This window comes from Bifidobacterium sp. UTBIF-78 (genome assembly GCF_006408945.1).
In the GTDB taxonomy this organism is placed as follows: Bacteria; Actinomycetota; Actinomycetes; order Actinomycetales; family Bifidobacteriaceae; genus Bifidobacterium; species Bifidobacterium myosotis.
In genome coordinates, this window is the sequence record NZ_JFAO01000030.1 from 40,446 (window position 1) to 55,406 (window position 14,961).

General features: G+C 63.7%; 12 protein-coding genes. 5 read left to right on the forward strand and 7 right to left on the reverse strand.

Annotated elements, in window-relative coordinates; all coding sequences use genetic code 11:
* Positions 1–32 precede the first annotated feature (32 nt).
* From lgt to BG22_RS07480, 5 genes are all read right to left on the reverse strand, one after another.
* The gene (lgt, locus tag BG22_RS07460) at positions 33–965 is read right to left on the reverse strand and encodes a prolipoprotein diacylglyceryl transferase (RefSeq protein ID WP_140494541.1); all 933 of its coding nucleotides are present in this window, start codon (positions 963–965) and stop codon (positions 33–35) included.
* A gap of 170 nt (positions 966–1,135) precedes the next feature.
* Positions 1,136–2,005 (reverse strand): tryptophan synthase subunit alpha, encoded by an 870-nt coding sequence (trpA, locus tag BG22_RS07465; protein WP_140494543.1) that lies wholly within the window; start codon positions 2,003–2,005, stop codon positions 1,136–1,138.
* Between the two features lie 125 nt (positions 2,006–2,130).
* A complete protein-coding gene (locus tag BG22_RS07470) occupies positions 2,131–4,218 on the reverse strand; it encodes a bifunctional indole-3-glycerol phosphate synthase/tryptophan synthase subunit beta (protein ID WP_140494545.1) in 2,088 nt (695 codons plus the stop codon).
* A gap of 339 nt (positions 4,219–4,557) precedes the next feature.
* Positions 4,558–7,089 carry an FtsX-like permease family protein gene (locus BG22_RS07475; RefSeq protein ID WP_140494547.1) on the reverse strand — a complete coding sequence of 844 codons (2,532 nt, stop codon included), beginning with the start codon at positions 7,087–7,089 and terminating at the stop codon, positions 4,558–4,560.
* Positions 7,086–7,835, reverse strand: a complete 750-nt coding sequence (locus BG22_RS07480) for an ABC transporter ATP-binding protein (protein ID WP_140494549.1) — start codon at positions 7,833–7,835, stop codon at positions 7,086–7,088. Before BG22_RS07480 ends, BG22_RS07475 begins: the two co-directional genes overlap by 4 nt.
* Before the next feature lie 313 nt (positions 7,836–8,148).
* Between BG22_RS07480 and BG22_RS07485 the strand changes: the two genes are divergently transcribed.
* A complete protein-coding gene (locus BG22_RS07485) occupies positions 8,149–9,324 on the forward strand; it encodes a sensor histidine kinase (protein ID WP_140494551.1) in 1,176 nt (391 codons plus the stop codon).
* The gene (locus tag BG22_RS07490) at positions 9,321–10,043 is read left to right on the forward strand and encodes a response regulator transcription factor (RefSeq protein ID WP_140494554.1); all 723 of its coding nucleotides are present in this window, start codon (positions 9,321–9,323) and stop codon (positions 10,041–10,043) included. The genes BG22_RS07485 and BG22_RS07490 overlap by 4 nt, the downstream gene beginning before the upstream one ends.
* 62 nt (positions 10,044–10,105) lie before the next feature.
* Here BG22_RS07490 and BG22_RS07495 read toward each other — a convergent pair whose 3' ends face one another.
* Complete coding sequence (locus BG22_RS07495) at positions 10,106–10,963, reverse strand: deoxyribonuclease IV (RefSeq protein WP_140494556.1); 858 nt, start codon at positions 10,961–10,963, stop codon at positions 10,106–10,108.
* Positions 10,964–11,213: 250 nt separating this feature from the next.
* Between BG22_RS07495 and BG22_RS07500 the strand changes: the two genes are divergently transcribed.
* Positions 11,214–11,579 (forward strand): phage holin family protein, encoded by a 366-nt coding sequence (locus BG22_RS07500; protein WP_140494558.1) that lies wholly within the window; start codon positions 11,214–11,216, stop codon positions 11,577–11,579.
* Positions 11,580–12,115: 536 nt separating this feature from the next.
* On the forward strand, positions 12,116–13,531 hold the full coding sequence (locus BG22_RS07505) for an MFS transporter (RefSeq protein WP_140494560.1): 1,416 nt from the start codon (positions 12,116–12,118) through the stop codon (positions 13,529–13,531).
* A gap of 430 nt (positions 13,532–13,961) precedes the next feature.
* Here the strand turns inward: BG22_RS07505 and BG22_RS07510 are convergent, their stop codons facing one another.
* Positions 13,962–14,390 carry a hypothetical protein gene (locus BG22_RS07510; RefSeq protein ID WP_140494562.1) on the reverse strand — a complete coding sequence of 143 codons (429 nt, stop codon included), beginning with the start codon at positions 14,388–14,390 and terminating at the stop codon, positions 13,962–13,964.
* A 303-nt stretch (positions 14,391–14,693) separates the two neighbouring features.
* On the opposite strand from BG22_RS07510, the gene BG22_RS07515 reads away from it, so the two are divergent.
* A partial coding sequence (locus BG22_RS07515; RefSeq protein ID WP_181163447.1) for an AAA family ATPase occupies positions 14,694–14,961 on the forward strand: 268 nt, incomplete at its 3' end.

The window sequence follows — 14,961 nt, forward strand, 5'->3', positions numbered from 1 at the left end:
GCCCCGGTATTTCACGGGGCGTCGGGTCGCCGTTAACGCTTCTTTTGCTTGTTCTTCTCCTCTTCGACGCTTTGGCGCTCGAGCTCGTCGGCGGTGACCGCCTGGAGTTTGCGCGCCTGCTCCTGCGCGTCGGTGCCGTGCTGGTAGAGCACGACGAAGAGGATGCAGCCGAGGACGAACACGATGATGGCGGTCCATACGTTGGTCCGCAGGCCCAGAATCACCGTGGAGTAGTTGATGCGCACGTTTTCGATCCATGTGCGGCCGAGACCGTACCACATCATGTACATGGCGAACTGCTGACCGGCCTTGAGCCGATCGGCGAGTTTCCTGCCGAGATAGACGATGAGCGCCGCGCCGATGAGGTTCCAGATCATCTCGTAGAGGAAGGTGGGATGGAACAGCGTGGTGGTGTAGTCCGGGCACTGCGAACCGCTGTAGCAGATCTCGGACTTGCCGATGGCGTCGGCGTCGTTGAGTTTCAGACCCCACGGCAGAGTCGTGGGCCAGCCGTACAGCTCCTGGTTGAACCAGTTGCCGAGGCGGCCGATGGCCTGCGCGACCAGTAGGGCGGGCGCGATGGAGTCCGCGAAGATGGCGAACGGGTAGCGGCGGTGACGGCACCAGAGGAACGCGGTCAGCGCGCCCACGGAGATGCCGCCGAAGATGGCCATGCCGCCCTCCCAGACCTTGAGGATGTTCACCGGATCGCCGGTGGGCGGGAAGTACATGCTTGGCGTGGTGATGCAGTGGTACAGGCGGGCGCCGACCAAAGCGCAGGGTACCGTGACCAGCGTGGTGTCGAGAATCTGGTCGAAGGTGCCGCCGTACCGCTTCCAGCGGGTGGTCAGGATCCACACGGCCACACAGATGCCGATGAGGATGCAGATCGCGTACATGTGGATGGTGAACGGACCGATCTGGAATTTGGAGAAGGTCGGCGAAGGGATATAAGCCAGATTCATGCTGCCTCTACTTGCTGGACTTGCCGGGGTCACGCCTGCGCATGACCACATGGTGTTGCGTGCACTACCCTACCGTGCGGCACGCACCGCATCGTGCCCATGGCATACATGGGACGGTGCGGTGCGGCCACGACACACGTATGCCGCAGCGTTGTGATACACGCGCGGCATCAACGGGCGTTGTGGATGCCCTCGGCCAGTTCCTCGCTCTTGGCGGCCAGCAGCTTCAGGCCTTCGGCGGTGTCGCGCGCGGTCCTGTTGTCGTCCGCGAGCAGCGTGTGCACCAGCGCGGAGCCGACGATTACGCCGTCCGCGTAGGAGCCCACCTTGGCGCCCTGCTCGGCGGTGGACACGCCGATGCCGACGCACATGTTCTCGGCGCCGGCCTTGCGGGTGCGCTCCACGAGCACCTCGGGCGAGGCGTCGAGATGTGCGCGTTCACCGGTGACGCCCATGCGGGCGGCCGCGTACACGAAGCCGCGGGCGTTCTTCGCCACGGTCTCAAGACGTTCGTCGGCCGAATCCGGGGAGACCAGGAAGATGCGGTCGAGGCCGTGGCGGTCGGAGGCCTCGACCCACTCGCCCGCCTCGTCCGGGATGAGGTCCGGGGTGATGAGGCCCGCGCCGCCGGCGTTCTCGAAGTCGGTGGCGAAACGCTCCACGCCGTAGTGGTAGATGAGGTTCCAGTAGCTCATGACAAGCGGCACGCCGCCGGCGTTGGCCACCGTCTCGACGGCCTCGAACACGCGCTTGATGGTCTCGCCGTTCTTCAGGGCGATGGAGGATGCGGCCTGGATGACCGGGCCGTCCATGACCGGGTCGGAGTAGGGCAGGCCGATCTCGACGGCGTCGACGCCGTGCTCGACCATCGTCTTGAGCGCTTCGAGCGAGACGTCCGGGTTCGGGAAGCCATAGGGCAGGTAGCCGATGAAGGCGGGCTTGTTGGCGGCCTTGAACTTGGCGAACATCGCCTCGGTCTGGCTGGGCTTGTGGCTGATGCCCAGCGGCTGGCCGGAGGGCGTGGTTGCAGTGTTGGTCATAGTAAAGCTTTTCCTTTTTCGTTGTTGCTTCTCTCAGTCGTCATCTCACTGGCTCCCCGCTGGAGGGGAGCTGTCACGAAGTGACTGAGAGGAGGTTCTACAAGAGATTGTGCTTATTCCGCACCTCACGCCACGGTGTTGCCGTGCGCGCCGGTCACCTCAAGGGCTTTGGCCTGGTCGTCGGTCAGGTAGCCGAACCACTTGCCGGCGGTGGCCATATCCTTGTCGCCGCGGCCGGAGATGTTGATGATCATCACGGCCTTGTCGTAGCCCTTGGCCTTGAGATCGGCGGCGGCCTTGTATGCGCCGGCCACGGCGTGCGAGCTCTCGATGGCGGGGATGATGCCCTCGGTCTGGCTCAGGTCGCGGAAGGCGTTCATGGCCTCCTCGTCGGTGGCCCAGCTGTAGTTCACGCGGCCGATGTCCTTGAGCCAGGCGTGCTCGGGGCCCACGGAGGCGTAATCGAGGCCGGCGGAGATGGAATACGTGTCGAGCGTCTGGCCCTCGTCGGTCTCCAGCAGGTAGCTCTTGGCACCCTGGAACATGCCGAGCTGGCCGGTGCCGGGCGCGAAGCGGATGGCGTGCTTGCCGGACTCGGGGCCGTTGCCGCCGGCCTCGTAGCCGTAGAGATTCACGCGCTCGTCGTCGAGGAAGGCGTTCATCACGCCGATGGCGTTGGAACCGCCGCCCACGCAGGCGCACACCGCGTCCGGATGGTCGATGCCGTACCAGTCCTGAAGCTGCTGCTTAGCCTCCTCGCCGATGATCTTCTGGAAGTCGCGCACCATGGCAGGGAACGGGTGCGGGCCCGCGACCGTGCCGAGCAGGTAGTGGGTGTCCTTGACGTTGGTGACCCAGTCGCGCAGGGCCTCGTTGATGGCGTCCTTCAAGATGCGGTCGCCGAGCGTGACCTCGACCACCTCGGCGCCGAGCATGCGCATACGGGCCACATTGAGGGCCTGACGGCGGGCGTCGATCTGGCCCATGTAGATGCGGCACTTGAGGCCCATCATCGCGCACACGGTGGCGGTGGCCACGCCGTGCTGGCCGGCGCCGGTCTCGGCGATCACGCGGGTCTTGCCCATGCGCTTGACGAGCAGAGCCTGGCCGAGCGCGTTGTTGATCTTGTGCGCGCCGGTGTGGTTCAGATCCTCGCGCTTGAGGAAGATGCGGGCGTCCAGACCGGTCTTGTCCTTGATGAGCTGGGCGAAGCGCGGCGCTTCGGTCAGCGGGCTCGGACGGCCCACATAACGCTGCTGCAGGGTCATGAACTCCTTGTGGAATTCGGGGTCGGCCTTGGCCTCATTGTAGACGCGCTCGAGCTCGTCCAGCGCGGTAATGAGGGCCTCGGGCACGTAGCGGCCGCCGAACTGTCCCCAGTACGGTCCCTGATGCTCGCTCAACGGGGTGGATTCGGATGCTTTCACTTGTGCTCCTGCCTTTACTAGTCGTTCCACTGCAAGTTCATGATCGTCGGCCGTGGCCACGCCCTCTCCCACCAGCACGGCGTCCGCGCCGGCGCGGCCGTAGTCCTCGACCTCGACCGCACCGAACACACCGGACTCCGCCACCTTGATGACGTCGTCGGGCAGATCGGCGGCCAGCTCGTTGTATTTGTTCACGTCCACGCGCAGGTTCTTGAGGTTGCGCGCGTTGATGCCGATCACCTTGGCGCCGGCCTTACGGGCGCGTTCGATCTCCTCGCGGGTGTGCGCCTCCACGAGCACGGTCATCTTGAGCTCATGCGCGAGATCGAGCAGATGCTTGAGCTTCTCGTCATCCAGCGCGGCGACGATGAGCAGCACCAGATCGGCGCCGTGGGCGCGGGCCTCATAGACCTGGTAGTCGGTGACGATGAAGTCCTTGCGCAGCAGCGGGATATGCACGGCGGCGCGGACCTTGTCGAAATCGTCGAGGCTGCCGAGGAACCTGCGACCTTCGGTGAGCACGGAGATCGCGCTCGCGCCACCCTGCTCGTATTCGCGGGCCAGCGCGGCCGGGTCGGGGATGTCGCTCAAGTGGCCCTTGGACGGGGACGCGCGCTTGATTTCGGCAATCACCGGGATGCCGTCAGCGCGCTTGAGCCATCGCATCGCGTCGATTGGGGCCGGGGCCGCCAGCGCGGCCTGCTTCACTTCCTCCAGCGACACGGTACGCTCGCGGGTGTGCTGGTCCTCCAGCGCGCCCGCCACCAGTTCGTCCAAAACCGACATGATTCTCCCTTTGTTGGTGGTCGATCATGCGACACTCTAGGTCACCCCCTGGCCGATGGGCCTTGTGCGTCCTATATTTTGGGCGCTTCGGTCCGTTGGCAGAAAGATATCTGCCTTGCAAGGGGTATACAACCATCCGTATGTCAAGTACAGACGTTGCAACGGCGGTGCTGATACTCGCCGTATCGTCCATCAGGTACCCCTTGCAAAGCAGTTGCCTCTCCACAAAACACCCCAAGCACCCCTCACAACGCAGATAGCCACGCGAAACAAGAATCAGCGCGACGGCTGGTATCGGTCCTCCCCAAATCGGTATCCAAGGAAATACCGCTATCCGCTTCAGCTGGTGAGGCCTTGTGCCGGTTGGATGCGGGTGGCGTTGCGTGCGGGGATGATCGAGGCAAGCAGCCCCGCGGCGAGGATGACGGGGATGAGCACGCCGATCTGCGTCCAGGGCATCGCGACGGTGAACTGGCCGGTCATGCCGCCGATCTGGGCTTTCACGCCGGCGATGCCGAGCGGCAGGCCGACGAGCAGTCCGATGACGGTGCCGATGACGGTCAGGGTCAGCGCTTCGATGGCAATCTCCGCGCGGACGGTTCCGCGTCTGACGCCGAGGGCGCGCAGCATGCTGATCTCGCTGGTCCGTTCGATGACCGCAAGCGCGAGCTGGTCGGCGAGTCCGGTCAGGCTGATGATCACGGTGATGGCGAGCATCGCGTAGGAGAGCATGACCAACATGTTCAATACGTTGAGGATGTCGTTGCTTTCCGCGATGCCGCCGCCGACGGTGGCATTCGGGTCAGCCGCGGCCAGATGGTCGACCTGTTTGGCAAGACTGGCACGGTTGACGCCTGGCCCGGCCTTGAACCAGACCATGCTGGTCTTCAACGCGGATCGGATCGTGGCCGCGTTCGGCAGCATGGCGAGCTGGCTGTCGGTGATGATGACCGCGAGTTCCGGTGATTCGGTGAGCTGCGAGGCCTGTGCCCTGACCGTGATGGTCGTGTCGGCGACGGTGATGGCGAGCGTGTCGCCTTCCTTGATGCCGATGGCGCTCATGTATCGCGGGTGGACGAGCGCCACCGGCATACCATCGCTCATGCCGGCAGGCCACGGGCTGTCGGAGGTGAAGACGGCGGCGGCCTCGTCGGGGATCACGTCGAGTACCTTGGGTGTGGTCCTCCGCCCGTCCGGCGTCTGGCCGATGGCGGTGGTGCGTACCGGGTATGCGGCCTGCGCGTCGGTGATCTCACTTGCGCGTTGCAGGACTTTGTCGGAGAGGCTGCTGTTGTCCGGCGTGTAGAGGGCGGCGCTTACCGGGTAGCGGTAGTCGAGGTCGGCGTTGATGGTGCCGGTGCCGGTGGACGCGGCCGAGGAGAGCGCGGCGATCAGGCTGATGCCGAACGCGACCGCGGTGACGGTGCCGCCAGCGCGCCTCGCGTTCGCCGTCAGGCTCGAAGCGGCCAGTTTGCCAGCCAGCCCGCACGCGGTCGACAGCATGCCGATGGCGGGCATGAGCATCGCGACCAGTCCGGGCAGGGCAAGCACGAGACCGAGCGCCAGGACAAGGCCGCCGACCAGTGCGATGGGCATGTGGAAGCCGGCCGCACCGACCCACAGCAGCGCGACGCCGGCGATCGCGCACAACACGCCGAACACGATGCGCGAGGCTTGGATATCAAGCATCCTGCCGCCTGTCCCCACGCCGGCCGCGCCGTCGGTCTGAGCGGCTCCGTCCAACGCCTGGATCGGCGGGATGCGCGTGGCGCGGCGGACGGTCGTCCACGCGGCCAGCACCGTGGCCGCGACGGTCAGCAGCAGCGCACCCGCCAATAGGAGAGGGTCGGCGGCGAATCCGCCGAACGCCTGTCCCATCGCGGTCATGGCCGCGTAGCCGCCGCCCACGCCGACCAGTCCACCGATCAGCGTGCCGGCCACGGCGGTGATCAGCGCCTCGGACAGGACCATCGAACGGATGTTCGCGCGTCGCGCCCCGATCAGGCGCAGCATGGCGATGTCACGTGTGCGCTGTGCGGTCAATGTCCGGTAGGTGCTGGAGATCACCATCATCGCGGCGCACAGGGCGATGGCGGCGAACACCGCCATGATCGCGGTCAGCTGATCGCTGCCGCCGGCCATCATCGCCGACGCCTGACGGATCATCTCCGCGCCGGTGACCGCCGTGACGCCATCCGCCGCGGCCGTCCGCGCAAGCCGCTGCACGGCCGCGGCGGCATCGGGGGAATCGTCGAGTTTGACGAACAGTTCGCCCGGCGTCGCATCCCCGAAGTACGACGGGTCGGCGTAGACCGCGTAATCGGTGCCGGTCATCGGCTTGAACCGCACGTCGTTGATGCCGCTGACCGTCACCACGCGTTTCGTCCCGTCGGACGATTTCAACGTGACCCTGCCACCGACCCGCACGCCGAGACCATCGGCCGTATCACGGGAGACGACGATCTGACCGGCGTTGTCCGGCCAATCGCCTGACTCCAGACCGAACCAGCGCAGGGACGGATCACGGGACACGGAATACACGTTCGCCGTGCCGCGCGCGCCGGCACCGTACATGGTGACCGTGGCCGCGTAATACGGTGCCGTCGCCCTCACCATGCCGCCCATGTCCGCCTTGGCGAGCACGTCCTCGGCCCACGAGGGCTTCAACGATCCCGCATCGGCGTCGCCGGGATCGATGACGACATCCACGGGCTTCAACGGCGCGGCCGTGACGGTGGCCATGCTCGCGGTGGACGTGCCCTGGAACACGACCGTGCCCGCCAGCATCGCCGCCGACAGAACCACCGCCAACAGGACGGCGAGCAGACGGGACGGGGAATGCCTGATCTGCGCCCACGCCACCCGGATCATCGCGCACCCGCTTCCGCCGGATCGGACGGCTCCCCGGCCGCGCCCGCCGCAAGCCCGGCGCCCTGCTCGAGCACGCGCACCACGTCCGTCGCGGACGGATGCGCGATATCCGCGGCGATCAGCCCGTCACGCACCACAAGCGCCCTATCCGCATACGCGGCCGCATTCGGATCATGCGTGACCATCACGATCGTCTGCCCGCGCCGAGACGCCATATCCCGCAATATCGCCAGCAGCTGACGCGACGACCTCACATCCAACGCGCCGGTCGGCTCGTCCGCGAACACCACCGCGGGATCCCCGGCCAGCGCGCGGGCCACCGCCACACGCTGCCGCTGGCCGCCGCTCATCTCCTGCGGCTTGTGATCGAGACGGTTCTCGATGCCCAGCTCACGCGCGATCTCACGTACCTTGTTTCGGTCGGGCCGCTTGCCGCGCAACGTGAACGGAAGCTCGATGTTCTGCTCCGCCGTCAGGTACGGCAGCAGATTGAAATCCTGGAAAATGAACCCGATCCGGTCACGACGCAGATCGGACAACGCATCATCCGACAAAGCGGAGATATCCGTGCCATCGATCACCACCCGCCCCGAAGTCGGCGCATCCAACCCCGCAAGCAGATGCAACAGCGTGGTCTTGCCCGAACCGGACGGGCCCACGATCGCCGTGAACCGTCCCCTCTCGAACCTCGCCGTGATCCCCGCCACCGCAACCGTCTCCGACGCCCCGAACCATACGTCTTGCACACATCAAGCGCCTCAATCGCCGCCGGATGCGCACCCATGACGCTATCTGCCGTTGCCGATCCGCCTGTCATACCAGCGCCTTCCCTTCTTCCGCGGATGATTCGATTGCCGATGTGCTGAATCATCCGTTCACACGATCAGCCTACGGGAACGGAATCGTGTGGAATATCGTCCGGACGGATTACTCGGCATCCGTCCGGCACCAAAGCGTGAACGACTTGGTACTTAGGTATGAGATCCCGTGAAATGAGAGAACGGAAACCATCATTGCGAATCATGCCATTGGCCGACTGGCACGGGTATCGTCGCTGATGTGAAGGTTCGTGCGGAGGATGTAATCGCCTTGCTCGGCGTACTGTCGTGCATGCTGTTCGGTGCGGCAGGCATGGATGATTGGATGTGGGTGGCCGTTTCCGCCGTCTCCATCGTGTCCGTGCGCCGTCGGCCCGTCGTATTCGCTGTTCTGGCTCCTGTGGTTCCCACCATATACACGACTGTCTACGGCTCGTTCACGTTGATCGGCCAGCTCGTTGCCGTGATCGCCGTGTTCCTGTGTGGGGCAAGCCGGGTGAAGCATTGCCGCATGATTGGTCTGACATCATGCCTGCTGCCCGTTATCGCGTTCGGACTGCACCTGGCGATCATTCGCTCCTCGGATTGGATAATGATTGTGGCAGGGTTGCTTGCAGGCAGTCTGATGCTGACTGCATGGCAGGCGGGCCGTTTCAACCGCATCAAGGATATGCGCCTTGAAGCGGAAGAGGCACGTCGGATCATGGCCGAACGCGATAGCGCCATGTGTGCACGACTTGCCGTATTGGAGGAACGCATGCGCATCAGCCATGAGATGCACGACATCCTTGCCCATACGCTCACCGGCATCACCGTCCAGGCCGAAAGTGGCAGGACGGCTACCGCTGACCCGGCATCGCGTACGGTGTTCACGGACATCGCCCGGGCATCGCGCGAGGCAGTCACCGATCTGCGGGCACTGCTATCCGACAATGTATGGGAAGACCGTCATCCTGAACCCACGCTTGACCAGTTCAATGAGCTTATCGCCGAATATCGGAAACAAGGGCTGATCATCGACCTGCATCATGAGGACGAAAAACCGACGAATCTGCCAACGGGATTATCCCACGCCGTATACCGGGTGGTCGAGGAATGCCTGACCAACGCGTTGCGTTACGCGCAACCCCGCTGTGTCGACTTGTCCCTGACCATCACCGGCGATGATATTTCTTTGCACTGTGAAAATCCGTATGCGTTTCTTCCCCACGCCGATGCTGCCGAGCGCCAACGACGTGGGCACGGTTTGGATGGCATCAGGTGGAGAGCCGAACAATACAGAGGCCATGCCAGTGTCAGCATGGTGGAAGGGTTGTGTTTGGTCGATGCAGTCTGGCCGCTGCCTCATGGGCAGGAATCGACCGTCGTGGCAAAGGGCGAGACGGCTGATGGTTACCGGCGAGGAGATCCGCAATGACGGAGAACGCATATGAGACGCAACCCATTCGTGTGATGCTGGTCGACAATCAGCCGTTAGTCCTTGATGGTTTTACTCGCATCATCGATACGCAACCTGACATGACCGTCACCGCAGTGGCCATGGACGGGGCAAGCGCGATACGCACAGCAAGACGGATCAAGCCGGATGTGATACTCATGGATGTGCGCATGCCCGGACTTGACGGCATCCAAGCCACGCGCATCATTACCGGCGATCTGCCCGAAACACGCATCATCGGTCTGACATCCTACGACACCGACGTTTACGCCATCGGCATGATCGGCGCGGGAGCTAGCGGGTTCCTGCTCAAAACCAGCAACGTCGAGCAACTCCTTGCTGCTGTACGCGATGCAGTCTCAGGCAACACCGTCATGGACTCCTCCACCATGAGCCGTCTCAGCCAAAGACTCGCCACCGGTTCCGTCCGAACGCCGGCGGTGTCGGTATCAGCATCGGCGGCAGGATCTGCAAACAGCGGCAAAACACCGCATGGTAGGAACAATGGTCTTCCCGATTTCACCAGCCGGGAACGGGACATCCTCGTCCGTATCGTCCAAGGCGACTCCAACGAGCAGATCGCCGCACACCTCGGCATCAGCGTATCCACTGTCAAAACCCACGTCGGCAATATCCTGAGAAAAACCGGCCAGACCAACCGTGTGCGCCTCATCGTCTGGGCCGCACAGCACCTTTAACCGGCGTATCACGTTAGCGGATGCGGTGCAGGCATGACAATCCCATCGCTTCAGGCCTCACACTACGCCACCAGTGAGCGCAGCAGCGCGATCTCCTCGCGATGTGTGTCGGGCGTGACCTCCTTGGTTTCGAGGATCATCGGCAGACGTGCCATGTCGGGGTCGTTAACAAGCTGCGTGAAGAACGGGATACCGAGCTGCCCCTCGCCGATGTTGGCGTGGCGGTCCTTGTGCGAGCCGAGCCCGAACTGGGAGTCGTTCACATGGATGGCCTTGACCCTGTCGAGCCCGATGATGTCGTCCAGCCGGCGCTTGACGCCGTCGTAGTCGTTGACCAGATCGTAGCCGGCATCCAGCACATGACAGGTGTCGAACGTGACGCCGATATGCTCCTTGTCCTCGACGCCGTCGATGATTGCGGCGAGTTCCTCGAAGCTTTGTCCGCACTCGGTGCCTTTGCCCGCCATCGTCTCCAGCAGCACCATGATGCCGCTCGCCCGCTCGAGCACGCGGTTCAATCCCTCACTGATCAGATGGCATCCCGTCTCGGCGCCTTGGCCCACGTGCGCGCCGGGATGGATGTTGATGTACGTCTCCTGCCCCGTCTCGCGAATCGGCGTCAGCAGTTCGATGTCCTCAGCCAGCGCCTCGATGGCGAACGCGCGCTTGGTCTCCTCTTTGCTGGCGAGATTGTAGACGTAGGGCGCATGGACGACCAGCGGCCCGTAGTGCTCGGCCTTCAGCCGCGCGCCGAACTCCCCCGCCCTCGCCGGGTCCAATGCCTTCGACCGCTTGCCGTACGGGGAGCGCGGGAAGAACGCGAACGCAGACCCGCCTTCCTCGTGCGAGCGTTTGATCAGCGCGTCCCATCCGCCGGCCGTGGACAGGTGCGAGCCGATGAGCAGGCCCGTCGTTGTCATAGTAGCCGCGGTCGTTTCCGTCGTTATCGTTGTCGTCGTTGTTCCTGTCATTGTTCCGATCCCTACTCCCCTGAAGTCGTCTTCCTTGGATTCTCCGGCGGATTCCGGCGGATTCCCTTACTCCGCTCCGCTATCTCGCCTGTCCCGCAACCGGGCCCGCGAACGGTCACCCTCCGCATTGTACGGCGTCGCCCGTCGGTGTGCGGCATCATCACATTCCGCTGACATTTGAACTGGAAGAATCGAAAGCATGAAGCAATTCATTTCCCATTGGCTGGTGCTGACCGTTGCGGCGGGCGTCATGGTCGCCGTGCTGCCCGGCATGGAGGCGGTGGGCGAGCCGCCGATTCTCGGCATCGCCGCGTTCTCCCTGTTCATGGCGCTGATCAACGCATCCATCAAACCGGTGATCCACATGCTCGCCCTGCCCATCTCCGTGCTGACGTTGGGCTTGTTCGCGTTGGTGCTCAACTGGATGTTCATGGAACTCGCCTCATGGCTGGCCCTCTCCCTGTTCGACGTGGGCGTCATCATCCACGGGTTCTGGTGGGCGGTGCTCGGCTCGCTCATCATGGCCATCGTCTCCGGCATCGTCAACTCGATCATCGGCGAATAGGCGGCGGCCGTTCCGCTGTTCCGACATTCCGGCGTCTCCCCCGGCCGACGGGGCAGACGCTTGCGGCCGGATGTGCGCAGCCGGGTGTGCGTTGCGCGCGCTCCGATGGGATTCCCGCCGGGAAGCATGCGTACGACGTGGGTCGGGGGTCGGGATCATCGCCGTTGGGCATGCCTCGCCGCCCGACCGTATACAGTGGATACCGAAACAGGTGGCGGCGCATGGAGCCGTCATCCCTGCTCCGACGCCGCATGCTGGTGCACCGACGCGCCTGCCATGCCCGACCGTTGCAAAGGATCGCTCATGTACCTCGTTCTGGAATCGTTCGCATACGACTAATACGGTTCGGACCGGCTCACCGCCCCATCCGTTCCTCATGCATCGTGGCCGCACAGATTGCAGCCGCGACATGCCGTTATGCGAATATTTCAGACATCGCCCCGAACATCCATACGAATCCGCGTCGCAGACTCTTCACGTTTTCTCGCGCTCGCTCGCCGTGTTTCGTTCGGGGCTGACACACGAAACGAGTCACCATGAACGCCGATAATTCTTCCTCGTCCCCGCGGTCTTCACAGCTTCCGCATCCCTCGCCCTCCCCGGTCCTGACTGTCCCGCCGAATCCGGCGTCAGGCCACGATCGCTCAGGCACGGCCGTCCCGCCGACATCCCGCTCGCTGTGGCACAGCCGCGCCTATCGCGACTGGTTCGCGGCCGACACCGCCGACGTGTGCGCGGTCAGCCTGCGCACGTTCTCCATACCGCTGGTCGGCCTTGCGCTCTCCGGCTCGCCGTTCGTGGCGGGTCTGCTCGTCACCGCGGAATCGGCGATTGGGCTGGTCCTGATGTCGTTCGGCGGCGCGATCGCAGACCGGCATGACCGGCGCCGTCTCATGATCGCCCTCGGCCTGATTGGACTGGCGCTGTCCGTCGTCGCGACCGGCATGCTCGCATCCGGCACGATGACCACGCTCGCATTCGCCGTGTTGGTCGTCCTGTTCGCCGTTATGAACGGACTGCTGGGACCATCCAATGACGCGATGCTCAAATCGATCGTGCCGATGGAACGGTTCGCCAAGGCGCAGGCCATTCGTGAGGCGCGCGAATCCTGCGTCGAACTGTCCGGCGGAGTGATTGGCGGGTTGCTGTACCGGCTCGCCGGATGGCTCCCGTTCCTCGTCTCCACCATCCTGTACGGCATTGCCGCGGCCACGGCGTTGCGACTGCCGAAGCGTATCGGTGCGGATGGAGTCGAGGCCGCCGATGCCGTGGCAACGTCGCCGGCGACGCCCACGGTGACGGCCACATCCGGCGACAATCCGTCGTTTCTTACGCAGTTCATTGAGGGTTGGTGTTGGACGCTGACCCGGCGTGTGATTCTCGCGGCCATCGTGCAGGGCGCGATCATCAACGTCGCTTGCGTGGGGAGCATCGTCGGCGTGCAGATTATGCTCGCCGCGCGCGGCACCGACGCAGCGCTCATCGGACTGGTCGGCACGGTGACCGGTATCGCCGCGTTCGCCGGGTCGCTGGCCGCCGGATGGCTGGTCGACCACGTCCCCACCGGCGGGATCATCATGCTCACGTTCGCCGTGCTGACGGCTGCGATGATCCCGCTGCTGTTCACCGACTCCTACGCCGTGATCGTCGTATGCCTGGCCGCGCCGGCCCTGCTGTTCCCCGCGCTAAACGCCGGCGAACTCGGGTTCATCTACGGGCGCACGCCGGACGACATGCAGGGACGCGTCTCCACCGTGTTCGAGACGACGGTCGGTGTGCCCGGCGCGATCGCCCCGGCGCTCGTCGGAGGGCTGCTGCAGGCTCCCGGGTTCGGATTCCGCGCGGTCATGATGTTGGTCGTCGTGTGCTCGGCTGCGGGCCTCGTGCTCGCCTGCGTCACCGCGACCAGGACCATCCCGTTGCCTGAGCACTGGAGTCAGGTCGAACTATGATTGTTCGTTGCCGGCTTGGCACCTTTGGCGGTACCAGGCGTCGAGCCGGGCGACATTGCGGTACGATAGCCCGAAAACAGCGTTCTCGCCATATTGTGTACAACCCGGTGCGGTACTATACGCGAAATCGGCTGTTTTTCGCATGTCGTACCGCGGCGGTGTCAGAGACCAATTTGCCGGACCGGAACAGAATGGCTTGTTTCCGCGGTTTGTGATTCCGCCATGTTGCCACGACGCTGAATGAAAACGATTGCGTGAACTGTCGTGCCACAGCAATGCGGTACGACAGTCCGAAATGAGCCGAATCGGCGTATCGTACCGCGCTCACCGATGTCGGATCATGCTCATGCTGCCGCAATGGCGACTATTGCCGCCGTACCCCGGTATGGCTTGACAGGCACTCGCCGGCCCGTCATCGGGCCTTCGTCGGTCACACCAGCGGCCGGCGGGCGTCCAGCTCGCAGATGATGCCGGTCTCCTTGCGAATCCATTCGGCCGCCTGCAACGCGGCAAAATTCCACAGCGCATATGGCATGCCACCGAAGTCGGGATGCTCGGCCCAGAAGGTCAGGTTGTCGCCGTACGCGGTGAGTGTGTCGCCCTCGGAGGCCGGCATCGCGGCGCGATACAGCTGATTGGCCAGTGTCGCGACGAATTCCTGCGCGGCGCCCAACGTATCGATGAGATGCTGGTCGGCGGTGGGTGGAGGCCCGACGATCTCCCATGATTCGACGTCCGCGGCATCCCAGTGGACGTTCTCGCCATCCACCTTTCGCTCGATCGTTACGAACAGTCGGGCGAACTCGTCCGAGGTCAGTCCGGTCACCCTGCGGCGAGTGGACAGTTCAATCGGTGTCATGTGCTCTCCTCCGTAGACGATTGGCCCGCACGACGTTTGTGTGGCTATGAAGCATCATATGACCATGCCGTCGATTTTCAGCGCTGCTGGTATCGAGCCGTCGGCTTTCGGGGAATGCGACCGCATGGCCTTCGTGACACCCGTGACATGACTCGACTCGACTTTGCATCATCCCAATCACCCGTATGCAATCGCGAGAATCAGCAAAATGGGCAGAAGAATCGATTATAATCGATTTCTAGGCATATTATCCAAGAAAACTACGATGTAGTTGGTTTTACTTCGGCAAAGGAAGAAGCCATCATGATTGAACGCCCTACGTATATGCATCAGATACAGCCTTTCATTGGGAAGAACATCATCAAGGTGCTTGTAGGAGCCCGGCGTTCCGGCAAATCAACACTGTTGAAGCTCATCGGACTGCGGATGCGCGCCGAGGGTGTTCCAAAGCAATCCATGCTCCACATCAATTTCGAATCAGGAACCTATTCCTCCATCACGGACGCGGAAGGGCTGATCCGATACGTCAACGAACGAATGGCGGGAATCACCGGTACCGTCCGTTTGTTTT